This is a genomic window from Sphingomonas sp. SAFR-052 (genome assembly GCF_051965015.1).
Lineage (GTDB): Bacteria > Pseudomonadota > Alphaproteobacteria > Sphingomonadales > Sphingomonadaceae > Sphingomonas.
Window position 1 is genome coordinate 1 of record NZ_JBQCMO010000019.1, and the last position, 23,422, is coordinate 23,422.

Below are 23,422 nucleotides of genomic sequence, written 5' to 3' on the forward strand. Positions count from 1 at the left end.
CACCAAGATCTGGACGTCAGAGCCAGACCGGTTCATCGTAAATCCGATCCACCAGATGCCGGGACTGAACACCTAGGTAGGCTCCACAGAATCGGCTTCCGAGGACGTCAATGAATTCGCATCGGGTCACGGGTCTGCGTGCGGCGGTGTCGTCGCTACTTGCCTCGCTACCTGGGTTCTAGCCTTTGAAACGATGGATTGCCGCGTCGGGGGCGAATGCGCCATGCGCACGTACCAGACGGGCGTTTGGCTGATCGAGACCCCAGCGGCGATCGAGATAGAAGGCCAGCGCCTCGTTGCTCTCGACCACGAGTCCGGCGTCCCCGATGCCGTATTCTACCAGAACGGCCGAACGCTGCTCCTCGGAGAGCCCCGACTTCGGTCGGAGTTCAACCCGGACGCGGTTCTCCCACTCGTCGTCGCGCGGCAGCGGCTCGGGCAGAGCTTCGACGATGAAGGCGCTGTCCTCTGAAACGCGGACCGGCAGGTAGTCGCGCCATTCCGCGTGCCTGTAGCTCCACGCGCGGAAGTGGATGCGTTCGCCGTCGTAGCCAATCCTTGCGGGTGCGATCCACTGCGGCGCGGTCCGGCCCGAGCTCATCGAGACGTAGTCGATGCTGATCCGCAGCCCTCTGTCCATCGCCTGGTAGAGTTGCCGGACGACCTCGGGTGGGCAGTTGCGCTTGGGCATGGGCAGCGCCTCGAAGCGTTCGCCGGCTCCATCTGCGATCACCTCGAGCATGGAGCATCGACGCGGTGATCCCCAAGGGATCGGCCAATCGCGCATGATTTCTGTTTTGGATTTTGGCGGCTGCCACTGACCCAGTCCATTTGGCCAGCGTCAAACGGTGGAATGCTAGACCACTCTTTAGACGAATCCTTTTCCTGCGGTAGGCCAGCGCTGCTGCGAGGATTCAACCTGAACGAATGGCCGAAGTCGGTGAGCGGACAGGGGGCGTTCAATGACCGATTGTAGGTCGTCATTGTGACGGGGGCGGGAGTTCCCTCATCCAAACTTACCGCGCGGCGAAGGATCCCTCCGCCGTGCATACGCATTTTCGCGGTCTAGCCCGCTTTCGCTATCGTCGTTGTTGGCATGTCATTCGAATCGGCGAACACACGTTTACAATAGGCAAGGAGTAAGTCTGGACGATCGGCGCGGCCGCGGAAAGCGATGTGACCGTCGGGGCGCACGAGGACCAACGCAGCCTCGTCGTAGATCCCATAGGCCGTATGCGCCTCGCCATCGAGGTCCGATAGCGTCATGGCGTCATCGGCTTCGGGAACGGACGCCCCCAGCACCAGCCTCGGCCTCACCCATTCCCAGGAAGCGACCGTCGCGATCGCTTTCCGCAGAGTTGGCATGGCATCGGGGTTGCGTCCGTCGAATGCGAGCAATGTCCACCCCCAGCTTTGGCCATCGGGGTTGTAAAGCTGGGCGAACAGCGTCGTCGAGGCGCCGTCCGCTGCCACGAGCTTCGCGTCCGGTGCCCGTTCGCCCGCCTTGGGCGCATGGCGGCTCAGCAGATCGCGCACGCTGCCGAGATGGTCCTCGCTGATCGGGCTGTCGGGATAGCCGACGGTCAGTTGCTGCAGGTCGGCGCTACCCTGAATAAGCGTGCCGATGTTCGGTAGAAAGCGAGCGGCGACGTCTATGACGGTATCCTTCACCCTGCCGCGATAGACGCTGTTCTGGAACCCGCGCACCTGCTGCGCATCGAGCCGGCGATGCTCGCCGCCACGCTCGTGGTCGTAGGAGTCGAGCAGGACCGGATCACCGGTGCCGGCCAGCATCATCGCGAGCCGCCAAGCCACCCCGATCGCGTCGTGGAAGCCCGAGTTCATGCCCTGTCCGCCTGCGGGGAGCGAGAGGTGGCCCGCGTCGCCGACCAGCAGCACCCGCCCCTTGGCGTAGTGCGCCGACGCGCCATGCTGGAAACGGCTGTGCGTCAGCCAGATCGGGTCGGTCAGCGTCAGCGTCTCGTCCTGCGTCACCTCGCGCGCGATCGCCTGCATCTCTTCCAGCGTCGGATCGCGGTCGGGAATGCCGGTATCGTCAGCGAGGAAAAACAGCCGGTGGTAGCCACCCCAAACGGGCAGCACGCCGCAGAAACCGCGCGGATAATAGAAGAACCAGAGATGGTCGAAATCGGTCGAGCGCCGCCAGCTGAGCTTCGCATCGACCTGCCGGTTCATGCAGTTCGGCAGCTTGTCGGGTACGAAGTCGAGGCCCAGTTCGCGGCGGACGAAGCCCTTCGCCCCGTCCGCGCCGATCATGTAGCGGCAACGCATCGTCCGCTCGGTCCCGGCGACCTTGGTCTCGTCATCGTCGCTGACATCGACGATCGTCAACGTCACACCGTCATCGTCCTGGACGAAGCCGGTCAGCTTGCGCCCCTGCTCGATGCGCGCGCCCTTTGCCCGCGCCTGCTCGGCGAGCGTGCGCTCGATGACGTCCTGCCCGCTGTATAGGACCGGACCATAGGGACTGGGCACGTCCGCGATCGCGACGGGATCGACGACGCGGCCGTTGAGCAACGTGTTGACCTGGGTGATGGCATAGGCGTTTGCGGCGATCGCGTCGCGGACGCCGATGCTGGCGAGCAACTCCTGCGGGCGCGCCCACAGGTTGTTGGCGCGCGACCACTCCTTCACATCGTGCCGCTGCTCGATCAGCAGGCAGTCGACCCCGTGATGGCCGAGCGCGCAGGCCGTGGTCAGGCCGATCGGTCCGCCACCCACGATGATGACGTCGGCGTCGAACCGAGTGTCGGAAGTTGAACTGGTCATGCGAGGTCCTCCTCGTCCGTGGCGACGAATGATGGCGGGATGTCTGCGAAATAGTCGGCCATCGCTGCGTTCATTGCGCGTAGCGCAGTTACGGCGATAGCAAGGCGCTCCGGCCCGATCCGGTCGAGGATGGCCTGGTCGAGCGGCGCGACGGCTTGTTCGGCCTTGGTCAGCGCGGCGCGTCCTTCGGGCGTGAGGACAATCAGCTTCGCACGCTGGTGATGCGGATTAGGCCGTTGTTCGACCAGGCCGTGGTCGACAAGCAGATCGACCACGCGCTGCACCGCCTGCCGTGTCAGCCCCATGTTGCGGGCGATATGCGCGACGGGCAGCGGATGCGACGAATAGCCCAGAGCCCCCAGCACCTGCCACCACGCCGTCGTCAACCCGGCCGGGCGGACCAATGCGTTGCCGGCGTCTACCAAACGCCCATTGGTCTCAAAGACCGCAAGCGCGAGATCTCTCACAGAAACATCGTCGTTGACCACTAAATTAGCATCCTGTCGTTATGACAATATGCTGTCTAAATACCTACGACTAGCAGAGGGTTCCCACCCCTGCGGCTCCATCGATCACGCATGAGCCTTCGAAGGCCAAGGATTCTCATTCTACCACGGCTGTCGAAGAAAACTTGTGGCGTGCGGGTAGGGTCGAGGCTTTGAGCTTTCTAAGCTGTCCAAATGAACGAATGGCGGAAGTTGGGTAGACGAGAAAGGCCTGGAATGACCGGTTGTGGGTCCTGCCAGCCATGGGCTTGAGCCCTCGTCGATGATTACGAGGAGAAGTCCGGTTATCGCAGTCGAGCCACCAGGTGCCATTAGGTCAGCTACGTTCCTGTAAGGCCGTCGCGATGCTGGACAGGTCGGTTGCCGCGTTGATCGCAACGCCAGCGTCTTTCCGTTCCGAGTATCGGTCGACAAGCCGGGCGGCGTGCGGTCTCATCAGGATCGTGAAGCGGACCAACGTCTGGGATAACGCGGCAATGGAGAGCTTCTTCTCGTCGATGAAGACCGAACGCATCGGCCGGAAGACATATCGAACGCGCAATCAAGCGAAGGCCGACGTGTTCAATTACATCGAACGCTTCTACAATCCGACGCGAAGCCACTCGACGCTGGGCTATCTCAGCCCCATGGACTTCAAGCGGCAAGCGCAGGTAGCTTAACTTCGTGTCCGCGAAACCGGCAGCAGCTCAAGCCTTGCATCCCGGGTCGCAAATCGCGCAACGAGCCCATCAGGTACGATAAACGCCGCTACCGGCGCCGCAGCCGCATCGAGATCATGTTCGGCCGTCTCAAGGACTGGCGACGCATCGCCACCCGCTACGACCGCTGCCCAACCGTCTTCTTCTCTGCCGTAGCGCTCGCAGCCACCGTCATCTTCTGGCTATGACCAACGAGTCCTGACCCTAGGGCGAACCCGTCCGCACGATCCACAGCGCCGCTTCCACGAATGCCCGGTTGTCGCAGCCCGATGAACCGCGCGTCCGCTCGCCGCCGATTATGTGGCGCGACATCCGTCCCCACTGCTGATCAGCCAGGATCAGCCGGTCCAGCACACCCATGATTGCTTCCCATAGAAAGCAACCTTGGGTCAGATCATGTCGGCCTCGGGCATCCTAAGAGTCCACAACTCTTGAGATCCGGGGGCGGGCACCCGTCACCGTAGAAGATGGCCGTAGCGGTAGCGGATTGAACTGCCATCTCTACGGTATTGCCGGTCGATAACCAAAGGTGCCGGCAGGTTCAGTAAAACTCTTACTGTAGTTTGTGCGGGTCTTATCTTTGCGGCGTGGTTGCGGCTTCAGCGTCATGATCCGCCGTGCCGGGCCTGCTTTGCCCGATCGCGACCGGGTCTTCGACGACGCCGTAGTCGCGAATTAGGGTAACGGAGTGGGGATCGCGATCACGCTGATCACGACGTCCTCGCAGAGCATCCGGGGACCGGGTCGACGCGCCGCAGCCTGGCCGGCAGGCCGGGGCCGTCAACTGGGATGGGCGGCGCTTATCCGAGCGGCTTCGTCGTCGAGCGTGGGCATCGCGTCATCGGCGACTTCCTGCGGCGGGACGTTTCGCGGGTCCTGCTGCGCTTCCGAAAGCCGCATCTGTTCATAGGCGATGTCGAGGTCCTGTGCCCCCGATCCGGTCGGCTGAATGGGGAGTCCGGCGAAGCTGGTAGCAGCCTGCCCGTCAATCGGTTCTTCCGGCATGTCATTCTCCTTCGTCGCGAAGGAACGCACGGCGGCCGATTTGGAAACAGGTCGGGACGCCGCGTCGGTGACGAATGCGTCAGATCGCGCTGACCAGTCGCTCGGCGCTGCGGGCGAGATGGCTCAGCCGGTAGATGTCGAACACTTCCGATCGCGGTTGGGTGTCGGCGACGCATAGGGCGCCGAGCGCGTAGCCCGCGCGGTTGACGAGTGGTATCCCCGCGTAGAAGCGGATATGCGGATCCGCCAGCACCGCGGGGTTCTGCGCGAACCGGACATCCTCCAGCGCATCGAGGATGATGAGCGGTTCGCCCGGGCGCAGGATGGTGTGGGCGCAGAAGGCGTCGCTGCGCGGACCTTCCTCATCGTCGAGCCCGGTCCGGGCCGCGAACCATTGCCGCGCCTGATCGATGATGGTCACCGCCGCGATCGGGGCCCTGGCCAGCCGTGCCGCGTCCTCGACGATCGCCTGTAGCGCCGGATGTTTGGGGCGACGTACGATGCCGGTCCGATCGACGGCTGCCTGTCGCAGCGATTCGTGTATCAGATTGGGCTCGTACACTCCCATCGGGTCGCCTCCTCACTTTTTGTAAGAATAAGGCTAAACTTTTCAGCGGCTTGGGTAAAGCGCAGATCGCGAAGGGTCTTGTCGAAACCTGCGTTCCCCGAACATGCCGTTCGAACCGTGCCGCATGGCTGCGTCGGTCCGCCTCGGTTGATCCGGTAACGCTCTGGGATCGGCGGGATCGCCTCGCTATAGGCGTCGACCAACCGAGACAGTCAGATCGAGCCATGGCCAGACGTTCCAAACAGGACCCCTACGACCATCTTCCAAAGGAAGACGACGCGCCGCCCGCCCCGGTGCCATGCTGGCTGTGCGGCCGACCCACCGGCAAGACCATCGTCTGGCACCATCCCGTGCCCAAGAGCCGGGGCGGGCGGGACGTGGTGCCGATGCATCCGATCTGCCAGCAGACGCTGATCGCCAATTTCACCAATTCCGAACTGGAGCGGAACGGCATGGATGTGGCTGCGCTGCTGGATCGGCCGAACGTGCGCAAATTCGTCGATTGGGTGGCGAAGAAGGATCCCGACTTCACCGCGACGATCACCAAAAAACAGCGCTGATCGCAACCGTTGACACAGCGGCAGACCGTTCGCGTCAGCCGCCGATCCGTTGGGCGAGCTTCCGTCCGGACAGCCACGCGGCCTCGATGCGCGGCGCGATCAGCCAGTCGCCGCAGGCACCGAGCCCGATCGCGGCGTTCCAGACCGCGCCGTGATCCAGCGGCGATGCCTTTGCGTAGCGCCAGCGATGGACGCTGGTCGCGACGATATTTTCCAGGTCAACGCCGATATGCTTGGTCAGGGTCGCGAGGAACGTCTGCTCGACCGCTTCGGGTTGGTCCTCTAGATGGTCGCGCGACCAGTCCTCGTCGGCCTGCAACACCCATGCTTCAGGGCCGGTCCGCCCGGGCTTTGCCGAATTGCGGACCGCCGAGGCGACGATTCCGATGTTCGTCCATCGGTCGCGATCAGTCGGCACGGGACGGTCGAATGCCGCCATCACCGTCCAGCACGGGCTGGAAACGGCGGAGCGGGCGGTATCGGCTAAAGCGCGGTCGTGGGGTTCGACCAATGCCGCGACCTGTTCCGCCGGTACGGCGATGACCACCGCGTCGAACGCTTCGTCGCCCATCCGCCATGTGCCGTCGCGGGCGATCGCGTCGATCCGCGTGTTCCACCGCACGTCATGGTCCTGCGCCATGACCCGGATCGGCGTGTTCATCGCCGGTGTGCCGACCCAGGCATCGGCACCCGCCGCCGGCCAGCGCGCCACATGCCCGGCATCGGCCCAATTCGCGACCTGCGCGACGAAGGCCGGATCGCGCGCCGTCAGATATTGCGCGCCATGATCGAACGAGACCTGCCCGAGCACGGTATCCAGCCGGCGCGTCGACATCCGCCCGCCCGGCCCGCGGCCCTTGTCGAACAGCACCGGTTCGTGCCCGTGCAGGCGCAGCGCCTGCGCACAGGACAACCCCGCCATGCCCGCCCCGACGATCCCGATCCGCATCAAACCCCCCGTCGCATGGTGCGGCTGCTACGCGAAATCGCCGAGGTTTTCCGCCACGTCGTCGGGCAGGTCTGGGGTGGATTTATCGTTGCTCGATGGTTCGTTCTCGACCTCCGTTGCATCGTCGTTCGTCTCCGGATCGCTGCTTGGCATCGGGTTCATGCACGGCTCCTACGCTTGCCGGGTAACGAACGGGATTGCGCGGTTGTCGTTCCGATCCGCACGGGCAGGGCCGAGGTGGACGGAAAAGGCGTCGCCGGGTCCGCTGGTCGCTTCGGCGGAACAACCAACGGCGCGCGTAATTGCAGATGACATGATCGACCACGCGCACGGCACGGCGGACCGACCCTGACTATGGCGCTTCATTTCATCGGCTTTCGCGGCGACGAATATGTCCGTGCGGTCCGCGTCTTCGGCACGCCCGACTTCGTTCATATCGGGTGGGACCGCTGGGCGAGGCAGGAAGTGGTGCCGGGCGATATCGCCGTGTTCGCGAAGGGGACCTTCGACGACGAACCGTCGGCGTACAGCTTTCCCGACATCCGCGAACAGGCGGACGAGCGGTAAGGGGGCAACTGCCATCGCCCGTCGCCGTGCGTTCCGTGCGGCGGATCCGATCGGGCGGCGCCGTTACCGGTTCGCTTCCGATCCCCGGATCGGTCGTCACACCCGGTGGAATTTGACCGCCTGCGCCCTCGCATCGACCGGGTCTATGCCTTATGTGGGTCCCATGCTGTTCCGCGTCTTCCTGCCCGCCGCATCGTGCAAAGGCCCGTCCCGGTGATTTGGATCGAGAAACTTGCGATCGTCGTCGGGATGGTCCTGTTCATGGAGTGCTTCGCCTGGGCGGCGCACAAATACATCATGCATGGCTGGGGCTGGGGCTGGCACAAGTCGCATCACGAAGACCATGACGGGTGGTTCGAGAAGAACGATCTGTATGCCGTCGTCTTTGCGATCGTGCCGATCGTCCTGTTCGTCGTCGGGCTGTGGTGGGAACCGCTGTGGTGGGCGGCACTCGGCATCACCGTGTATGGCGGCATCTATGCGTTCGTGCACGACATGCTGGTGCATCAGCGCGGCGGTTTCCGGTGGGTGCCCAAGCAGGGCTATTTCAAGAAGCTGCTGCAGGCGCACCGTCTGCACCATGCCGTCGAAGGCAAGGACGGTACCGTCAGCCACGGTTTCCTGTTCGCCCGCAAACCATCGGTGCTGAAGGCGCAGCTCCGCGCGAATGCGAGCCGGCGCGAGGCCGAAGCGGCCGGCAGGCGGCACGACGAGCGCCTGGCGGCAGACGCAGAGCGGTGAGGTCGGGCGCGGCCCGATCCGCAGCGATGCGCCATCAGACGGTCGTCGGCGTGGCGTTGTCGCTGGCGATCATCGGCGCGTGGCTGACGATCCATGTCGGCGGCATCTTCTTCTGGCAGTGGAATGCCGGGACGGTGCCGATCGCCGTCGCACTGATATTGGTGCAGACCTGGCTGAGCACCGGACTGTTCATCGTCGCCCATGATGCGATGCATGGCGCGCTTGCCCCCGGCTATCCGCAGTTGAACCGGACGATCGGCACGATCAGCCTGTCGCTATACGCCTGCCTGTCCTATGCGGTGCTGCTACCGCAGCATCATCTGCACCACCGACATGCGGGGCGGCCCGGCGATCCGGATTTTCACGACGGCGATCCGCGACTTTCCCGCTGGTTCCTGCAATTCTTCCGGACCTATTATTCGCACGGGCAGATCGTGCGCATCACCGTCATGGCGCTGATCTATATCTTCGGCTTCGGCGCGACGCTCGGCAACATCGTCGCATTCTGGGCCGTGCCCGCGCTGGGCGCGGTGGCGCAACTCTTCCTCTTCGGAACGTGGTTGCCCCATCGCGAGAGCGATGCGCCGTTCGCCGACGGGCACCGCGCGCACAGTATCAAGGTGGGGCCGGTCCTGTCGCTGCTGACCTGCTTCCATTTCGGCGGATATCATCACGAACACCACCTGTATCCCGGCACGCCATGGTGGGGATTGCCGGCGCGGCGCCGGTTGTCGGCCGGATCCGTCCGCGAAGGTTGATCGCCGGCCGGTCCGCCGGGCCATGCTGAAGGCGGTGTCACGGTTAGCGGCGACAACGCAATCGACATGGTCATAAGTTCGACGGCTGCGGTGGTCCGACCCGATTAGACCGGAGCAAGATCGCCTTCGAACGGCAGGGTGATCTGGAAGATCGTTCCGATGATCACCCGCGCATCGACTACGATGCTGCCCCTCATCAAGCGGACCAGAACATCCCAGATCGCAAGGCCGAATCGCGATCCGCGCAATTCCGCGCGAACTACAACTGCGCAGTTTACATAATCTTTGTTATCGGCTTGAGAAACGGCGGCTCAGGCGGTGACGGTCGGTCGCAGCAGCGCGTCGTCGGGTGCCTGCCGGTGATCGATCCACCATTTCGCGTCGACCCGCGTGGCCAGGTCGGTGATGCAGTCCGGATGCGATCGCAGCAGCTTCGCCAGCCGTTCGGTGCGGATCTTGTCGGCCCAGGCCACCTGACGCGCGCTGCCGGTCAGCGGCGGCAGCACGTGGCCGGCGATCGCCGCGCGACAGGCCGCCGCCTGTTCGACGCGCGCCGCCGCCGTGCAATCGGCGCAGCGCTGCCGCTCCAGCCGCCGTTCGTCGCGGATGCAATCGGCGGCGGTGCTGCCGAAAAGCTCGTGTTGCTGCGCATGACCGCAGCGGTGCCAGATCGTCCGTTTCATGCGCGCGACGATGAGTCGGCGATTCACACCGATCCACCGTCTTGAGTCGAATTGACTCGCCCGCGCGACGAACGGCGTCAGGGGAGCGCGAACAGGCGCAGGAAATAGCTGACGAAGCGTCGCGCCTCCCCCTCCATGCCATCGGCCGGTGCGGACTCGACGCCCCATAGCCGGCGGTTCTGCTGCGCGCCGCCCATCCCGATCAGGACCCGCGCCATGTCGGTCGCGCCTTCGTCGCGCAGCCGGCCCGCCGCGATCTGTCCGGCCAGATAGGTGGCGAGCGCGCGTTCGATATGCAGAGCGGCCTGCTCGTAGAAAATCTGCCCGACCTCGGGGAAACGACCGCTTTCGCCGACGACCAGCCGCCAGGTCGCGACCGCATCGGGATGCGCGGTCTTGTTCATGAACACGCGGCAGAAATTGACCAGCGTCGCCTCCATGTCGCCGGGGGTCAGCAATTCGCCGGTCACCTGCTGCCGGAAGGCGGCGGTCACATCGGCGACGACCGCGGCGAACAATTCCTCCTTCGACCGGAAATAGCTCCACAACGTCGCCTTCGACCCGCCCAGCGTCTTGAGCAGGCCCGACATCGATGTGGCGGCATAGCCGTCCTCGAGGAACGACCGGCGCGCGGCGGCGATGATCGCGTCGCGGCGATCCTGTTTGCGGGCTTCGCGCTTGCCCAGGACGGGTTCTTCGGTAGGCATCATAAACTGTACCCCTTGGTACAGAAAGTCGTTGACAGGCGCAACCAGCAGGATCATGGAGCGAAGCGTACCCATTAGTACGGTTTTCGCCATGACACGCCAGATTTTCCGGCAGGCCCGCCCGTTGGCGCCGCTTGCGGTCCTGCTCCTGTCCGCCTGCGCGAGCGTGCCGCATCTCGCCGATGCGCCGACCCCGCGGACTCCCGCCAGCTTCGCCGCCGATCGCAGCCTTGCCGCGACCGGCGATACCGCCTGGCCGGCAGCGAACTGGTGGCAGGGCTATGGCGATGCGCAGCTCGACGTGCTGATCGCGGAGGGGCTCGCGGGTTCGCCCGACCTTGCCGCCGCGACTGCGCGCATCGCGCGGGCCGAGGGCTATGCGCAGCAGGCGGGCGCGGCCCGGTTGCCGACGCTGGGCGTCGCCGGCAATGTCGGCCTGACCAAGCAGAGCTACAATAACGGTATCCCCGCCGATTTCGTGCCGAAAGGGTGGAACGACACCGGGCGGGTGCAGGGCGAACTCGGCTTCGATCTCGATCTGTGGGGGCGCAACCGCGCGGCCTATGCCGCGGCGCGGTCGGACGCGGAGGCGGCACGGCTCGATCTGGCGCAGGCACAGCTGACGCTGTCGACCAATATCGCCGATGCCTATGCCGATCTGGCGCGGTTGTTCGCCGAACGCATGGTGGCGCTGGCGGCGCTGGACGTGCGGCAGCAGACCGCGAAGCTGACCGCCGACCGGGTGACTGGTGGGCTGGATACCCGCGCGGAACTCAAACAGGCGGAATCGGCGGTGCCGGCGGCGCGTGCCGATCTGGCGGCGACCGACGAGGCGATCGCACTGACCCGCAACCGCATCGCCGCGCTGCTCGGCAAGGGGCCGGACCGCGGGCTGACGATCACCCCGCCCGCCGCGACGATTGGCGCACGCGGGCTGCCGATCGGTGTGACCACCGACCTGATCGCGCGCCGGCCCGATATCGTCGCGGCGCGCACCCGGGTCGAGGCGGAGGCAAGCCGGATCAAGGTCGCGCGTGCCGATTTCTACCCGTCGTTCAACCTGTCGGCGGTGTTCGGCCTCCAGTCCCTGGGGCTTAGCAACCTTATCAACGGCGGATCGACCGCGGGCAGCGTCGGTCCGGCCTTCAGCCTCCCGATCTTTCGCGGCGGCGAGTTGCAAGGGCGGTACCGCGTGGCGCGCGGCGATTTCGATGCGGCGGTCGCCGATTACGACCGGACCGTCACCGACGCCTATCGCGCGGTCGCCGATGCGGTGGCCAGCCAGCGCGCGCTGACCACGCGGCTGACGCAATCGCAGCAGTCGCTGGCCGATGCGCAGGCCGGATACGACGTCGCGCGGCAGCGGTTCGAAGGCGGCCTGTCGCGTTTCACCGATGTGCTGGTCGCGCAGGACCGGGTGTTGCAGGCGCGGCGGATCGTCGCCGATCTGCAATCGCGTGCCTTTACCCTCGATATAGCGCTGGTCCGGGCGCTGGGCGGCGGGTTCACCGCCCCGGCCACCGCACAGCAAACGAAGGACCTGACCCATGGCTGATGCCGATCCCGCCGACCGCAGCTTCGCCGATGCCAAGGCCGCGGCCGACACCCCTGCCCCGTCGAAGCGCAAGAAGCTGTTGGGCGGCATCGCCGCCGTCGTGCTGCTGGCCGGCGCGGGCTATGGTGGCTGGTATGCGCTGGTCGGCAGCAACTATGTCGAGACCGACAATGCCTATGTCGGCGCCGAAACCGCGCAGATTACGCCGATGGTCGCGGGACAGGTGATCGCGATCGGGGCTTCGGAAACGCAAGGCGTGAAGCGCGGCGACGTGCTGGTCCGCCTGGACGACAGCGATGCGCGCATCGCCCTGGCGAGTGCACAGGCCGATCTGGCCAAGGCACGGCGTGAATTCGGGCAGACCTCGGCGACCAGCGGCGCGCTGTCGGCGCAGGTGCAGGCCAAGGGCGCCGAGGTGGTCAGTGCCCGCGCGCAGCTGACATCGGCACAGGCGTCGTTCGACAAGGCACAGGTCGATTTCAACCGGCGGCAGCGGCTTGCCCCCAATGGCGCGGTATCGGGCGACGAACTGACGCAGGCGACCAACGCGCTGGCGGCGGCACGCGCGACGCTCGAACAGGCACGGGCAGCGGTGGCCGAGGCCGCGTCGCAGCGTAGCGCCGCGGCGGGCAATCTGGCGGCCAATCAGGCGCTGGTCCAGGGCGCAACGTCCAACACCGCCCCGGACGTGCTGGCGGCGGAAGCACGGGTGCGACAGGCGCAGCTCGACCTCGACCGCACCGTCATCCGCGCGCCGATCGACGGCGTGGTCGCCAACCGCACCATACAGGTCGGCCAGCGCGTCGCGGCGGGCACGACGATGATGCGGATCGTCCCCGTCAACAGCGCCTATGTCGATGCGAACTTCAAGGAAGGCCAGCTGACCAAGGTCAAGCCCGGCCAGCCGGTGAAGCTGACCTCCGACCTGTATGGCGACGATGTCGAATATCATGGCCGGGTGGTCGGCTTCTCGGGCGGGACAGGATCGGCGTTCGCGCTGATCCCGGCGCAGAACGCGACCGGCAACTGGATCAAGGTCGTGCAACGGCTGCCGGTACGCGTCGCGCTCGATCCCAAGGAATTGCAGGCGCATCCGCTGCGCGTCGGGCTGTCGATGACCGCCGAGGTGGACGTTTCGGGGCGGTAGTCGGGACGATCTCCCCTCCCTGACGAGGGCGGGGAGCACGAAGGGAGCAAGGCGGCATGGCCGGCCAGGACGATTTCAAACCCTATAGCGGTGCCACGCTGTGGCTGGCCGGGCTGGTGCTGGCGCTGACCAATTTCATGGTCGTGCTCGACACGACCATCGCCAACGTCTCGGTCGGGCATATCGCCGGATCGCTCGGCATCTCGACCAGCCAGGGCACGTGGATCATCACCTCCTACGCGGTGGCGGAGGCGATCTGCGTGCCGCTGACCGGATGGCTGGCCGGGCGGTTCGGGACGGTCAGGACCTTCGTGATCGGCATGATCGGTTTCGGTGTCTTCTCGGTGCTGTGCGGGCTGTCGACCAGCCTCGCCATGATCGTCGTCGCCCGGATCGGTCAGGGGCTGTGTGGCGGCCCGCTGATGCCGCTGACCCAGACGATGCTGTTGCGTGTCTTTCCGCGCGAACAACATGGCCAGGCGATGGGCATGTGGGCGATGACGACGGTCACCGCGCCAATTCTTGGCCCGATCCTGGGGGGGACGATCAGCGACAGCTGGTCGTGGCACTGGATCTTCTTCATCAACATTCCGGTCGCGATCTTCTGCGTGTTCGGCGCACTGCGGCTGCTGAAGCCCGCCGAGACGAAGCGCGAGAAGCTGAAGGTCGACAAGATCGGTCTGGCGCTGCTGATCCTGTGGATCGGGGCGTTGCAGATCATGCTCGACATCGGGCGCGAACATGACTGGTTCACCGACCCGACGATCGTCATTCTTGCGATCGTGGCGGCAGTCGGCGCGGCGGTGTTCGTCGCGTGGGAGCTGACCGAGCGGCAGCCGATCGTCGACCTGCGCGTGTTCCGCCACCGGGGGTTCACCGTCGCGGTCGCGGCGCTGTCCTTCGCGTTCGGGACGTTCTTCGCGTCGGTCGTGCTGATTCCGCAATGGTTGCAGGCGAGCCTTGGCTACACCTCGACCTATGCCGGCTATGCCACCGCCTTTAACGGGATGGGGGCGGTCATCATGTCGCCGTTCGTCGCCAAGATGCTGAAGAAGCGCGATCCGCGGGCGCTGGTGTGTTTCGGCATCTTCTGGATCGCGGGGTGCAATCTTCTCCGCGTCGGATGGACGACCGGCTCCGATTTCTGGACGCTCGCCTTCCCGCAGATGTTGCAGGGGTTCGGCATGCCGTTCTTCTTCATCCCGCTGACCACGATCGCGCTGGGTGCGGTCGATCCGAAGGAGACGGCGTCGGCGGCGGGCGTCATGAGCTTCCTGCGCACCATGGCCGGGGCGATCGGCACGTCGGTGTCGATGACGCTGTACGCCAACAACATGACCGTCGCCCGCAGCGAAATGGTGTCGCGGCTCGACACCGATGCGACGCAACAGGCGCTGACCGCGCAAGGCTTCTCGATCGATCAGGTGCGCGGCGCGATCGAGATGACGGTGACGCAGGAAAGCAGCACGCTGGCGATCAACCACATGTTCCTGTTGTCGGCGATCATCTTTGCCGGGGCGGCGCTCATCATCTGGCTGGCCCCCCGCCCCGCGCGAATGGCGGGACCGGGGGCGGCGCACTAGGGACTGGCGCCCCGCCGCATAACCGCTACGATCGCCCGACCGGGGGGAAGATCATGAGCGGATTCACGACGTCGCGGCGGCAGTTGCTCGCCTATTCGTTGGCCGGCGCGGGTGCGGCGACGGTGCCGGCATGGGCGCGTGCGGCGGAGGCGGACGATGCCGAGATCGACGCGATCGTCGACGGTTTCATGCGCGCCTATCAGACGCCGGGCGTCGCCATCGCCGTCCTCAGACCCAATCGTCCGCCGCTGCTCCGCGCCTATGGCGTCCGTACGCTGGGCCGGCCCGACAAGGTCGATATCCATACCCGCTTCGGCATCGCGTCGCACAGCAAGGCATTCACCGCGGCCGCGCTGGCACTGCTGGTCGATTACAAGAAGATCGGATGGGACGATCCGGTCGTCAAACACCTGCCCGATTTCCGCATGTACGATGCCGCGGTCACGCCGATGATGACGGTGCGCGACCTGCTGGTGCATCGCTCGGGCCTGCCGCTGGGTGCGGGCGACCTGATGTTCTTTCCGGCGGGCAGCCATGTCGCGGCCGATGCGCTGAAGGCCCTGCCCCATCTCAAACCCGTGCGTGGGTTTCGCGATGGCTATGATTACGACAACATCCTGTATCTGGTCGCGGGGCTGCTGATCGAACGGGTGTCGGGCATGGGCTGGGACCGGTTCGTGCAGACGCGGCTGTTCGATCCGCTGGGCATGGCCGACGCCTCGCCGACCCGGCGTGCCAACGACCCGGACGTCGCCGGTCGCCATGCGCGGCTCGGGCCGCCGGTGCGGGGCATGGGCAAGCTGGAGGTGATCGCTGCCGACGAAGGGCCGATGGTCGACGCGGCGGGCGGCATCAACGCCAGTGTCGCCGACATGGCGAAATGGTTTCAGGCGCAGCTGGCCGGCGGGTTGCTGGCAGGTGGCAAGCGGATCTGGTCGGCCGAACAGGCGAAGCAGATGTGGACGCCCGCCACCATCACCGCGTCGACCAGCGGCGCGACCGCCGAAAACCCGGTCCGCCCGATCCTGCAAACCTATGCGCTGGGCTGGTTCGTGCAGGATTATCGCGGCTTGCAGATGATCCAGCACAGCGGCGGCCTGTCGGGGCAGGTCACGCACAGCGCGATGCTGCCGACGCGTGGGATCGCCGTATCGGTGCTGACCAATGTCGAAGACGGCGTGTCGCAGCCGATCCGTAACGCGATCCTCGACCGACTGATCGATGCCCCCGCCTTCGACTGGATCGCGTTCTTCGGCAAGCGCATCGAGCAGAACCAGACCGAGGCGTTGGCGAGCGTCGCCGGCGGCGTGGAAAAGGCGCCGCCGGGCGGACCGTCGCTGCCGATCGCCCGCTATGCCGGGCGCTATCGCGACCCATGGTATGGCGATATCGTCGTCACCGAACGGCGCGGGAAACTGGCGATCGATTTCGTGCCGACCCCGGCATTCAAGGGGCCGCTCGAACCCTGGGGCCCGGACAGCTTCCGCACCCGTTTCCCTAAGGGCGCGGGCGAGGATGCGGTGGTCACCTTCGCCATTGCCGATGGTCGGATCACCGGCGTTAGCATGAAGGCGCTCTCGCCGCTTGCCGATTTCAGCTATGATTTCCAGCATCTGGCGTTCGTGCCGGTGGCGTGACGCCCGCCAAGTTCACCACCCCATGCTGCCCGGCACGCCCTTATACGGGCCGGCCAGATCGGGGGTGATCCAGCCGCCGTAGAAGCCGCCCGGCTGCGGCACGACGCGCTGGCCGTCGACGCTGCACCGGTCGAGCGGCCCGGCATAGAAGGCGACATGATCGCGCAGGATCGCGAAGGCAGGGGTCGGATCGGGATAGCTCCACGCGACGTCGCGGAGCAGTTCGTCGCCAATGGCGAGGTGCCAATAGACCGCCTGCCCCTTCCATTCGCACAGCGAGCGGCGGGGCGAGCGTTGCAACACCCCCGGCGCGATATCGCCGGGCGGAATATACCAGCTGGGCGGATGACTGGTTTCCAGCGTGCGGATCGCGGCGCGAGTGTCGGCGACGATCACGCTGCGATACTCGATCTCGACATGGCGGTCGCTCGGCACGGCGATGGCGGGGCGCGGATAGTCCCAGACGCTGGTCTGTCCGGGGCCGACCGGATCGGGCTTTGGCCAAGGGCTCATCGCTCGTTGTCCTGCCAGATGCGTGTTGCGAGCAGCGTCGCGAAACCGAGCCATGCGACGAACGGCACACCCAGCGCCGCCGCCGGGCGATCGACCTTGGCGGCGGTCACGACATAGGCGGTGCCGGTTGCGATCATCGCGCCCGACGCAGCCGCGCTCGCCCCCAATTGCCGTTCGCGAAAGAAGAGCTGCGTCCAGCCCCCGACCATCGCGCTGTTGACCAGCCATGCGCCGACCGCCGCGTTGCGCATCGGCCCGGCTGGTTCGCGCAGCAAGCGGTAGCCGCCGACCGCGAGGCCCGTTTCGAGCACCGGCCACACCGCGCCGAACGCGGCGTCGGGCGGAGTGTAGTCGGGCTTGTCGAGGCGGCGATACCAGCGGCGGATGCCGGGGTGCGACGGATCGGGCGCGTTGCGCCGCCCGACCAGCGCGCTGACGCCGAGCACCGCGCCGACGATGCCGAGCGCCAGCAGCGGCGACAGCCCGGTCTTCTCCGGTGCCGGTGCCGGTCGCTCGCTTTCGGGCAGATAGCGCGCCAGATCGGGTTCGGGCGTATCGCCGCCGAACAGGTTGCCCGACAGCTTGCGCACCGCCGGACGGCTCGCGAAGTCGAGCGCATTGTGGAGCAGGCGGATGCCGATCCGGCTGTGCGGGTTCATCAGCCGCGGCGCGATCTTCGGCACCCCCTGCGCATCCTCGACCATCGGCCGCATCTGTGCTTCGTATGCGGCAAAGGCGGCGGGGACATCGGCGTGAGCGATCAGTTCCTGTGCCAGCACGTACGCACCGGTTACCGCCAACGTCGTGCCATAGCCCGCGATCGGCGTGGCGCACCATGCGGCATCGCCGGTCAGCGCGACCCGACCGTTCGACCAGCGCGGCATCCGCACCTGTCGCAGCACGTCGAAATAGAAATCGTCGGTATCGTCCATGCCGTCCAGCACCCGCTGCGACTGCCACCCCGCATCGGCGAAACGGTCGCGCAGCCACGCCTTTTGCCGGGCGACGTCCCAATCCTGTTCGCCGCCGGGCGGCTGCTGCACCGACAGCATCGCGCGCGTCGTGCCATGGCGGTCGGGGCGGAGCGACACGCTGCGCCCGCCCGGCGCATTGTACCAGCGCCATAGTTGGTCGTCGTCGGCGGTACGGGGAATGGTGAAATAGGCGATGGTCAGGTCCATCCAGCGCGGCTCGTTCTCCGCCGGAAACACCAGTTCGCGCGTCGTCGATCCGACACCCTCCGCGACGATTACCGCGTCATAGCGTGCGGTCGTGCCACCGGCGAAACCGACCGTCACGCCGTCGCCGGCCTGATCGATCGTCGCGATATGATCGCCGAAACGATAGGTCGCACGCTCCTTGGCCGGTTCGTAGAGCAGCCGCGCCAGATCGCCGCGCAAAATCTCCATCTCGGCGGTCGGGCCGTCCTCGTCCTGATCGCTGGTCAGGAACTGGGCGTCGACCTTGCCGTCGGCATCGACCCAGGCGGTCCCCTCCTCGCCGGTACCCTGGTCGAGCGCGGTCCGTTCCAGCCCCATGCGACGCAGCACCTCGCGGCCCGGCCCTCGTACGTCGATATTCTGCCCGCCATCGCGAAATTCGCTCGCGCGCTCGACCACGGTGACGTCGAACCCGGCCCGGCCCAGCCACCATGCGACGATATTGCCGGCGACGCTGGCACCGGTGATGAGGACGGAACGGGACATGGCGGCTCTCCTTCGCCGCGCATAACGGTCGAAGCGCCTTCGGGTCGCACGCGGGTTTGAGGGGCCCCCGACGGGCAATTGGTTTCGCAGCGTCCACGGCTTGTCCGGCCCGGCGTAACCGCCATACTCCGACCATGATGATCCGCGCCTCGATCGCCGCCCCGTTGCTCGCGCTTCCGGCGATCGCCCCGGCACAGGCCCCTGCCCCGGCGTCGCAGCCGATCACCATCGGCACCCGGCACTACCTGCCCTCTGCCATTCTCGGCAACGTCCGTGAGGTGAATGTCTGGCTGCCCGACAACTATGCCGCGTCGACCGATCGCTATCCGGTCGTCTATGTGCTCGACGGAGCGGTCGGCCAGGATTTCCGGCATATCGCGGCACTCGGCAGTCTCGCCTCGCTCAGCTGGACGTTCGGACCGTTCATCGTCGTCGGCATTCAGACCCGCGACCGGCAGGCCGAGCTGACGCCGCCTGCCAGCGATCCGCGCTATGTCGCCGCGTTTCCCAAAGGCGGTGGTGCGGCGCGGTTTCGCCGGTTCCTGACGCAGGAGGTGATCCCGTTCGTCGAGCGCCGCTACCGCACCGGTAGCAGGCGCGCGATCATGGGGGAATCGCTCGCCGGGCTGTTCGTGGTCGACACGCTGCTCACCGAACCGTCGGCGTTCAGCGATTATGTCGCGATCAGCCCCAGCCTTTGGTGGGACGATCGGCGGTCGCTCGGCCCCGCTGCCGCCGCCGCTCTGGCGCGGGCGAGGAACACGCGCCTGTTCCTCGCGGTCGCCGATGAAGGCGGCACGATGCAGGACGGGGTCGACCGTCTGCGCGCGATGATCGATCGGCTGCCGGCGGGACGGGTGACGCTGCGCTATGCCGATTACCGCGCCACTGCGACCCATGCGACCGTGTATCACACGGCAGCCGAAGCGGCGTTGCGCTGGCTCTACCCCGCCCCGCCCTATGACACCGGGCCGACGCCGTAGTTCATGATCGAGGGGGCCCGCCCCCCGCCCCCTGACCCTATTTCGGAAAGACCAGCGCGTCCGAAAAGAACGGGATGACCACCGTCTGCATCTGCGTCGCGACGCCGCTGGTATGGTCGCCCGAATAGACCTGATAGCGGTGTTTGATGCCATAGCGGTCCATCGCCGCGTGCAGCTGTTCGGCGCCGTCCTTCAACCCGTCGCGATCGCCGACGTCGAGGCCGATGGCGCGATAGCGGCGCAGGTGGCCGACATGCTGGTCGAACATCGCGATCGGGGTGTTGGCGTTCCAGCGGGCGAGCACGTCGGGCTGCGGCACCCCGTCCTTGATCGGCAGGTCGAGATAGAGCGGCGGCGCCTTCGGATTGGGCGACCATGCGGCGGCGGTCGCCAGTTGCGCGCGCTGTCCCCAGTTCAGCTTGGCGCTGTCGGCGGGCGAGGTCATGGCGCGGAACACCTTCTCCTGCTCGGCATCGGTCACGCCCAGCGCCCGGGTCAGCAGGCAGCACGGACTCATGATATAGAGCGCGCCGAACGTGTCGGGATGCAGCATGCCGATGCGGGTCGTGCCATAACCGCCCATCGAATGACCGGCGAGACCGCGGCTCTCGCGTTTCGGCACGGTGCGGTAATGGCTGTCGACATAGGCGACCACATCGCGCGCGATGAAATCCTCGAAATTTCCGACTGTTACTGACCGTGAATAGAAGCTGCCGTTGTGCATCGTCTTACTGTCGGGGATCACCACGATCATCTCCCGCGCACCCTTGGCGAAGGCGGCCTCGATCGTCTGCGGGACGTGGATCTCGCTCGCCCATTGGTCGGCGCCGATCGAATAGCCGTGTAGCGCATAGACGACCGGATAACGGCGGTTGCGCGACGTCCTGTAGCTGGGCGGGAGCAGGACGATGACCGGGCGGTCGGCGCTGTTGCCCTCCAGATTGCCTTCGACCGCTGGCGAATGGACGGTAATGCGCTCGACGCTCATCGGCTTGGCACCGGCGACCGCGGCGGGGGCGGGCGTCGCGACCTGCGCGGCGGCGATGGCGGGCGACAGCAGCGCGAGGGCGGCGAGGATCGTCTTCATTCGTCCAGCTCCAAGGGTCAGGCAGGAATCAGCCGCTCGCCGCGCAGGCGGACGATGCGGCCGGGGATAAGATCGATGGTGGTGGTCACGTCGTTCAGCCGGACCTGCCGCCGACCGGCGATGCCCGGCCGCAGCACCGCTTCGTCGAGCCGCCCGCCCCGCCAGCGCAGGTCGATGCCGAGGCCGCCCCGCGCGCGCAGGCCGGTGATCGACCCCTGGCCCCAGGCACGCGGCAGTGCCGGCAGCAGCAGCAGCTCGTCGTCACGGCTCTGCAGTAGCATTTCGGCAATGGCGCGGGTGCCGCCGAAATTGCCGTCGATCTGGAACGGCGGGTGCGAATCGAACAGATTAGGATAGGTCCGCGCCGGCCCCAGCAGATAGGCGAGGATGCGGTGCGCATGGTCGCCATCCTTCAGCCGCGCCCACAGATTCGCGCGCCACGCCGTCGCCCACCCGGTTGATTCGTCGCCGCGCAACTCCAGCGACCGGCGGGCGGCGGCGGCGAGGTCAGGCGTGCGGTCGGGGCTGATCTGATCGCTCGGGAATAGCGCATAGAGGTGCGAGACATGGCGATGCTTCGGCTCGGGCGCGGCCATGTCCCAATCCTCGCGCCATTCCTGCAACTGCCCGGCGGCACCGATCCGGTCGGGGGCAAGGCGCGCGCGGGCGGCGGTGATCTCGGCGGCGAAGACGGCGTCGGTGTTCAGCAGCTTGGCGGCGCGACCGACCTGATCGAACAGGTCGCGCAATATCTGATTGTCCATCGCCGGCCCGGCACAGATCGACGCCCCCTTGGGATGAATATTTTCGGGCGACAGCGACGGGCTGGTCATGAGGCCGCCGCTCGCCGGATCGACCTGCAAGGTATCGAGGAAAAACAGCGCCGCCCCGCGCAGAATCGGATAGACCGAGCGAAGATAGTCGAGGTCGCGGCCATAGTCGTAGTGATCCCACAGATGCGTGCACAGCCACGCGCCGCCGGTCGGCCACAACCCCCATTGCGCGCCGTCGACCGGCGCGGTTGCGCGCCACACATCGGTATTGTGGTGGCACACCCATCCGCGTGCGCCGTACATCGTCCGCGCGGTCCGCTCGCCGGTGATCGCCAGCTCGCGCATCATCGCCACGAACGGCGCCATGCATTCGGGTAGGGCCGTGACCTCGGCCGGCCAATAGTTCATCTCGGTGTTGATATTGACGGTATATTTGGACTGCCACGGTGGATCGACCTTGTCGTTCCAGATGCCTTGCAGGTTCGCGGGCTGCCCCCCTGCCCGCGACGACGCGATCAGCAGATAGCGGCCATAGTTGAAATATAGCGTGGCAAGCGACGGATCCTCGGCCATCCGGTCGACGGCGACGCGCTCGTCGGTCGGCCGCAGGGCCGCCGGGGTCTCGCCTAGATCGAGCTTCACCCGATCGAACAGCGCGCGATGCGCTGCCAGCGCCTGCTGCCGAATCCGTGATTCTCCCTTTGCCCGCGCCCGCTCGATCATCTGCAGCGTCGCTGCTTCAGGATCGCCGCCGACGTCGTCGAACCGGCGAACACTGGTCGCCATCGTCAGCAGGATCGTCACGCGGCGCGCGTCGCTGATCTCAATTCGATCACCGACCGCCCTTACCCGCCCCCGCCCGGCTGAGACCTGCACCCGCGCGGCAAAGCGTAGCGCCGCCGCGATCCCCGTCCGCGCGCCGTTCCGCCCGGTCATCATCAGCACATCGCCGGTCGCCGAAACGCGGACGCCCGATTGCGGCGAAGTCATCCCTACCGACAATCCGAACGGCTTGTCCCCGCGCAACCGGACCACGATCACCGCGTCGTCCGGTGCGGCATAGACCTCGCGCCGGAACCGCGTACCGCCGAGCGTGAACTGCGTATCCGCCGTCGCCGTCGCCAGGTCGAGCGATCGACGATAGTCGCTCGCTGCCCCTGCCCCGACCAGCTCGAGGATCAGGTCGCCGAGCGGCTGATACGCCATCTGCGTGAGCGGCGTCGCCATCACCTTGGCGTTGGCCAGCTTCTCTGCCTCGGCATAGCGCTCCGTCGCGATCAGCGCCCGAACCTCGGGCAATGCCGCACGCGCCGCCGGGTTGACCGGATCATAGGGACCCCCGCTCCACAAGGTCGCCTCGTTCAGCTGAAGTCGCTCGCGCTCGACCCCACCGAACACCATCGCCCCCAACCGGCCATTCCCGACCGGCAGCGCCTCGGTCCAAAGCGTCGCGGGTTGCCGATACCAGAGCGTCGCGGCCGTCGAAGCCGGCGAGGCAGCCTGTACCGGCAACGCCGCCGCGGCCACGCCGGCGGCGGCTCCCTTAAGGACGGTACGGCGGTCGGTGCGGGGAAGCTGGGTCATGCCGCGGAGACTAGGCGGTAAATCGCCTCGCACAAGCGCCGTGGAGGGCCCGCCAGACGTCGCCACGTTTGCTTTCCGAAGATTTTGTTCCCGCGAATCGAAAATAGCTGTTGACCTCCCAATCGCCTCCACCTAGATGGGTGTCACCGCAGCGGTGGCCGACACGGTCGCTTCTGCTTCAACCGGGACCTGGCACTGACCGAGAGGTTGGTGTCATGTGGTTCCGGTCTCTCTATCGCCGGCTTGCTGGCGCTTCGACCTGAGGGTTTGGAGCAGGGAGTGCTATTTGACATTGTAGTTTAGATGAAGGGACATGTGGGCG

General features: G+C 66.3%; 22 protein-coding genes and 4 pseudogenes. 11 read left to right on the plus strand and 15 right to left on the minus strand.

The window, feature by feature from the left end; translation table 11 throughout:
• Window positions 1–178: 178 nt before the first annotated feature.
• The 4 genes and pseudogenes from ACTHQV_RS18675 to ACTHQV_RS18690 all read right to left on the minus strand — a co-directional run.
• Window positions 179–742 carry a WYL domain-containing protein gene (locus ACTHQV_RS18675; RefSeq protein WP_440492238.1) on the minus strand — a complete coding sequence of 188 codons (564 nt, stop codon included), beginning with the start codon at window positions 740–742 and terminating at the stop codon, window positions 179–181.
• Between the two features lie 323 nt (window positions 743–1,065).
• On the minus strand, window positions 1,066–2,790 hold the full coding sequence (locus ACTHQV_RS18680; RefSeq protein WP_440492239.1) for an FAD-dependent monooxygenase: 1,725 nt from the start codon (window positions 2,788–2,790) through the stop codon (window positions 1,066–1,068).
• Complete coding sequence (locus ACTHQV_RS18685) at window positions 2,787–3,278, minus strand: MarR family winged helix-turn-helix transcriptional regulator (RefSeq protein ID WP_440492240.1); 492 nt, start codon at window positions 3,276–3,278, stop codon at window positions 2,787–2,789. Before ACTHQV_RS18685 ends, ACTHQV_RS18680 begins: the two co-directional genes overlap by 4 nt.
• A 334-nt stretch (window positions 3,279–3,612) precedes the next feature.
• Window positions 3,613–3,756: pseudogene (locus tag ACTHQV_RS18690) on the minus strand (arsenical resistance protein ArsH); the annotation flags it as partial.
• Here ACTHQV_RS18690 and ACTHQV_RS18695 point away from each other — a divergent pair.
• A pseudogene (locus ACTHQV_RS18695) lies at window positions 3,752–3,955 on the plus strand (IS3 family transposase); the annotation flags it as partial. The pseudogenes ACTHQV_RS18690 and ACTHQV_RS18695 overlap by 5 nt on opposite strands.
• Before the next feature lie 26 nt (window positions 3,956–3,981).
• Window positions 3,982–4,182: pseudogene (locus ACTHQV_RS18700) on the plus strand (transposase); the annotation flags it as partial.
• 19 nt (window positions 4,183–4,201) lie between these two features.
• On the opposite strand, the pseudogene ACTHQV_RS18705 reads toward ACTHQV_RS18700, so the two are convergent.
• From ACTHQV_RS18705 to ACTHQV_RS18715, 3 genes and pseudogenes are all read right to left on the minus strand, one after another.
• Window positions 4,202–4,354, minus strand: a pseudogene (locus ACTHQV_RS18705) (IS5/IS1182 family transposase); the annotation flags it as partial.
• A gap of 420 nt (window positions 4,355–4,774) precedes the next feature.
• On the minus strand, window positions 4,775–4,999 hold the full coding sequence (locus tag ACTHQV_RS18710; protein ID WP_440492241.1) for a hypothetical protein: 225 nt from the start codon (window positions 4,997–4,999) through the stop codon (window positions 4,775–4,777).
• Window positions 5,000–5,078: 79 nt separating this feature from the next.
• Complete coding sequence (locus tag ACTHQV_RS18715; RefSeq protein WP_440492242.1) at window positions 5,079–5,567, minus strand: GAF domain-containing protein; 489 nt, start codon at window positions 5,565–5,567, stop codon at window positions 5,079–5,081.
• A 224-nt stretch (window positions 5,568–5,791) separates the two neighbouring features.
• Here ACTHQV_RS18715 and ACTHQV_RS18720 point away from each other — a divergent pair, with 224 nt between their 5' ends.
• The gene (locus ACTHQV_RS18720; protein WP_440492243.1) at window positions 5,792–6,127 is read left to right on the plus strand and encodes a hypothetical protein; all 336 of its coding nucleotides are present in this window, start codon (window positions 5,792–5,794) and stop codon (window positions 6,125–6,127) included.
• A 34-nt stretch (window positions 6,128–6,161) separates the two neighbouring features.
• Here ACTHQV_RS18720 and ACTHQV_RS18725 read toward each other — a convergent pair whose 3' ends face one another.
• Complete coding sequence (locus ACTHQV_RS18725) at window positions 6,162–7,076, minus strand: NAD(P)/FAD-dependent oxidoreductase (protein ID WP_440492244.1); 915 nt, start codon at window positions 7,074–7,076, stop codon at window positions 6,162–6,164.
• A 27-nt stretch (window positions 7,077–7,103) separates the two neighbouring features.
• On the minus strand, window positions 7,104–7,238 hold the full coding sequence (locus ACTHQV_RS18730) for a hypothetical protein (protein WP_440492245.1): 135 nt from the start codon (window positions 7,236–7,238) through the stop codon (window positions 7,104–7,106).
• A 192-nt stretch (window positions 7,239–7,430) separates the two neighbouring features.
• Between ACTHQV_RS18730 and ACTHQV_RS18735 the strand changes: the two genes are divergently transcribed.
• From ACTHQV_RS18735 to ACTHQV_RS18745, 3 genes are all read left to right on the plus strand, one after another.
• On the plus strand, window positions 7,431–7,643 hold the full coding sequence (locus ACTHQV_RS18735) for a hypothetical protein (RefSeq protein ID WP_440492246.1): 213 nt from the start codon (window positions 7,431–7,433) through the stop codon (window positions 7,641–7,643).
• Window positions 7,644–7,892: 249 nt separating this feature from the next.
• On the plus strand, window positions 7,893–8,384 hold the full coding sequence (locus ACTHQV_RS18740) for a sterol desaturase family protein (protein WP_440492247.1): 492 nt from the start codon (window positions 7,893–7,895) through the stop codon (window positions 8,382–8,384).
• Window positions 8,385–8,410: 26 nt separating this feature from the next.
• A complete protein-coding gene (locus ACTHQV_RS18745) occupies window positions 8,411–9,142 on the plus strand; it encodes a fatty acid desaturase (RefSeq protein WP_440492248.1) in 732 nt (243 codons plus the stop codon).
• Window positions 9,143–9,453: 311 nt separating this feature from the next.
• Here ACTHQV_RS18745 and ACTHQV_RS18750 read toward each other — a convergent pair whose 3' ends face one another.
• Complete coding sequence (locus ACTHQV_RS18750; protein WP_440492249.1) at window positions 9,454–9,825, minus strand: hypothetical protein; 372 nt, start codon at window positions 9,823–9,825, stop codon at window positions 9,454–9,456.
• A gap of 77 nt (window positions 9,826–9,902) precedes the next feature.
• Complete coding sequence (locus tag ACTHQV_RS18755) at window positions 9,903–10,535, minus strand: TetR/AcrR family transcriptional regulator (protein ID WP_440492250.1); 633 nt, start codon at window positions 10,533–10,535, stop codon at window positions 9,903–9,905.
• A gap of 88 nt (window positions 10,536–10,623) precedes the next feature.
• Here ACTHQV_RS18755 and ACTHQV_RS18760 point away from each other — a divergent pair, with 88 nt between their 5' ends.
• From ACTHQV_RS18760 to ACTHQV_RS18775, 4 genes are read left to right on the plus strand one after another with little or no spacing between them, the layout of a single operon-like run.
• Entirely contained in the window at window positions 10,624–12,087 is a 1,464-nt protein-coding gene (locus ACTHQV_RS18760) for an efflux transporter outer membrane subunit (RefSeq protein WP_440492251.1), read from the plus strand.
• The gene (locus tag ACTHQV_RS18765; RefSeq protein WP_440492252.1) at window positions 12,080–13,234 is read left to right on the plus strand and encodes an HlyD family secretion protein; all 1,155 of its coding nucleotides are present in this window, start codon (window positions 12,080–12,082) and stop codon (window positions 13,232–13,234) included. Before ACTHQV_RS18760 ends, ACTHQV_RS18765 begins: the two co-directional genes overlap by 8 nt.
• Window positions 13,235–13,290: 56 nt before the next feature.
• Window positions 13,291–14,817, plus strand: coding sequence for a DHA2 family efflux MFS transporter permease subunit (locus ACTHQV_RS18770; protein WP_440492253.1), 1,527 nt, complete (start codon window positions 13,291–13,293; stop codon window positions 14,815–14,817).
• A 53-nt stretch (window positions 14,818–14,870) separates the two neighbouring features.
• Window positions 14,871–16,454 (plus strand): serine hydrolase, encoded by a 1,584-nt coding sequence (locus ACTHQV_RS18775; protein ID WP_440492254.1) that lies wholly within the window; start codon window positions 14,871–14,873, stop codon window positions 16,452–16,454.
• Between the two features lie 12 nt (window positions 16,455–16,466).
• Here ACTHQV_RS18775 and ACTHQV_RS18780 read toward each other — a convergent pair whose 3' ends face one another.
• Both ACTHQV_RS18780 and ACTHQV_RS18785 read right to left on the minus strand, forming a co-directional pair.
• Window positions 16,467–16,967 (minus strand): DUF427 domain-containing protein, encoded by a 501-nt coding sequence (locus tag ACTHQV_RS18780; protein WP_440492255.1) that lies wholly within the window; start codon window positions 16,965–16,967, stop codon window positions 16,467–16,469.
• A complete protein-coding gene (locus ACTHQV_RS18785; protein WP_440492256.1) occupies window positions 16,964–18,673 on the minus strand; it encodes a tryptophan-rich sensory protein in 1,710 nt (569 codons plus the stop codon). The genes ACTHQV_RS18780 and ACTHQV_RS18785 overlap by 4 nt, the downstream gene beginning before the upstream one ends.
• Window positions 18,674–18,807: 134 nt before the next feature.
• Between ACTHQV_RS18785 and ACTHQV_RS18790 the strand changes: the two genes are divergently transcribed.
• Window positions 18,808–19,656, plus strand: a complete 849-nt coding sequence (locus ACTHQV_RS18790) for an alpha/beta hydrolase (RefSeq protein ID WP_440492257.1) — start codon at window positions 18,808–18,810, stop codon at window positions 19,654–19,656.
• Window positions 19,657–19,693: 37 nt separating this feature from the next.
• Here ACTHQV_RS18790 and ACTHQV_RS18795 read toward each other — a convergent pair whose 3' ends face one another.
• Together ACTHQV_RS18795 and ACTHQV_RS18800 are read right to left on the minus strand one after the other, a co-directional pair.
• Window positions 19,694–20,743, minus strand: coding sequence for an alpha/beta hydrolase (locus ACTHQV_RS18795; RefSeq protein WP_440492258.1), 1,050 nt, complete (start codon window positions 20,741–20,743; stop codon window positions 19,694–19,696).
• 17 nt (window positions 20,744–20,760) lie between these two features.
• Window positions 20,761–23,100, minus strand: coding sequence for a glycoside hydrolase family 95 protein (locus tag ACTHQV_RS18800; RefSeq protein WP_440492259.1), 2,340 nt, complete (start codon window positions 23,098–23,100; stop codon window positions 20,761–20,763).
• Window positions 23,101–23,422: the final 322 nt, after the last annotated feature.

Excerpts from the sequence above, each read along its gene's own strand:
- ACTHQV_RS18675 (WP_440492238.1), bottom strand. The coding sequence starts at position 742 with ATGCTCGAGGTGATCGCAGATGGAGCCGGCGAACGCTTCGAGGCGCTG.
- ACTHQV_RS18680 (WP_440492239.1), bottom strand. The coding sequence starts at position 2,790 with ATGACCAGTTCAACTTCCGACACTCGGTTCGACGCCGACGTCATCATC.
- ACTHQV_RS18710 (WP_440492241.1), bottom strand. The coding sequence starts at position 4,999 with ATGCCGGAAGAACCGATTGACGGGCAGGCTGCTACCAGCTTCGCCGGA.
- ACTHQV_RS18715 (WP_440492242.1), bottom strand. The coding sequence starts at position 5,567 with ATGGGAGTGTACGAGCCCAATCTGATACACGAATCGCTGCGACAGGCA.
- ACTHQV_RS18720 (WP_440492243.1), top strand. The coding sequence starts at position 5,792 with ATGGCCAGACGTTCCAAACAGGACCCCTACGACCATCTTCCAAAGGAA.
- ACTHQV_RS18725 (WP_440492244.1), bottom strand. The coding sequence starts at position 7,076 with ATGCGGATCGGGATCGTCGGGGCGGGCATGGCGGGGTTGTCCTGTGCG.
- ACTHQV_RS18730 (WP_440492245.1), bottom strand. The coding sequence starts at position 7,238 with ATGAACCCGATGCCAAGCAGCGATCCGGAGACGAACGACGATGCAACG.
- ACTHQV_RS18735 (WP_440492246.1), top strand. The coding sequence starts at position 7,431 with ATGGCGCTTCATTTCATCGGCTTTCGCGGCGACGAATATGTCCGTGCG.
- ACTHQV_RS18740 (WP_440492247.1), top strand. The coding sequence starts at position 7,893 with ATGGTCCTGTTCATGGAGTGCTTCGCCTGGGCGGCGCACAAATACATC.
- ACTHQV_RS18745 (WP_440492248.1), top strand. The coding sequence starts at position 8,411 with ATGCGCCATCAGACGGTCGTCGGCGTGGCGTTGTCGCTGGCGATCATC.
- ACTHQV_RS18750 (WP_440492249.1), bottom strand. The coding sequence starts at position 9,825 with ATGAAACGGACGATCTGGCACCGCTGCGGTCATGCGCAGCAACACGAG.
- ACTHQV_RS18755 (WP_440492250.1), bottom strand. The coding sequence starts at position 10,535 with ATGATGCCTACCGAAGAACCCGTCCTGGGCAAGCGCGAAGCCCGCAAA.
- ACTHQV_RS18760 (WP_440492251.1), top strand. The coding sequence starts at position 10,624 with ATGACACGCCAGATTTTCCGGCAGGCCCGCCCGTTGGCGCCGCTTGCG.
- ACTHQV_RS18765 (WP_440492252.1), top strand. The coding sequence starts at position 12,080 with ATGGCTGATGCCGATCCCGCCGACCGCAGCTTCGCCGATGCCAAGGCC.
- ACTHQV_RS18770 (WP_440492253.1), top strand. The coding sequence starts at position 13,291 with ATGGCCGGCCAGGACGATTTCAAACCCTATAGCGGTGCCACGCTGTGG.
- ACTHQV_RS18775 (WP_440492254.1), top strand. The coding sequence starts at position 14,871 with ATGAGCGGATTCACGACGTCGCGGCGGCAGTTGCTCGCCTATTCGTTG.
- ACTHQV_RS18780 (WP_440492255.1), bottom strand. The coding sequence starts at position 16,967 with ATGAGCCCTTGGCCAAAGCCCGATCCGGTCGGCCCCGGACAGACCAGC.
- ACTHQV_RS18785 (WP_440492256.1), bottom strand. The coding sequence starts at position 18,673 with ATGTCCCGTTCCGTCCTCATCACCGGTGCCAGCGTCGCCGGCAATATC.
- ACTHQV_RS18790 (WP_440492257.1), top strand. The coding sequence starts at position 18,808 with ATGATGATCCGCGCCTCGATCGCCGCCCCGTTGCTCGCGCTTCCGGCG.
- ACTHQV_RS18795 (WP_440492258.1), bottom strand. The coding sequence starts at position 20,743 with ATGAAGACGATCCTCGCCGCCCTCGCGCTGCTGTCGCCCGCCATCGCC.
- ACTHQV_RS18800 (WP_440492259.1), bottom strand. The coding sequence starts at position 23,100 with ATGACCCAGCTTCCCCGCACCGACCGCCGTACCGTCCTTAAGGGAGCC.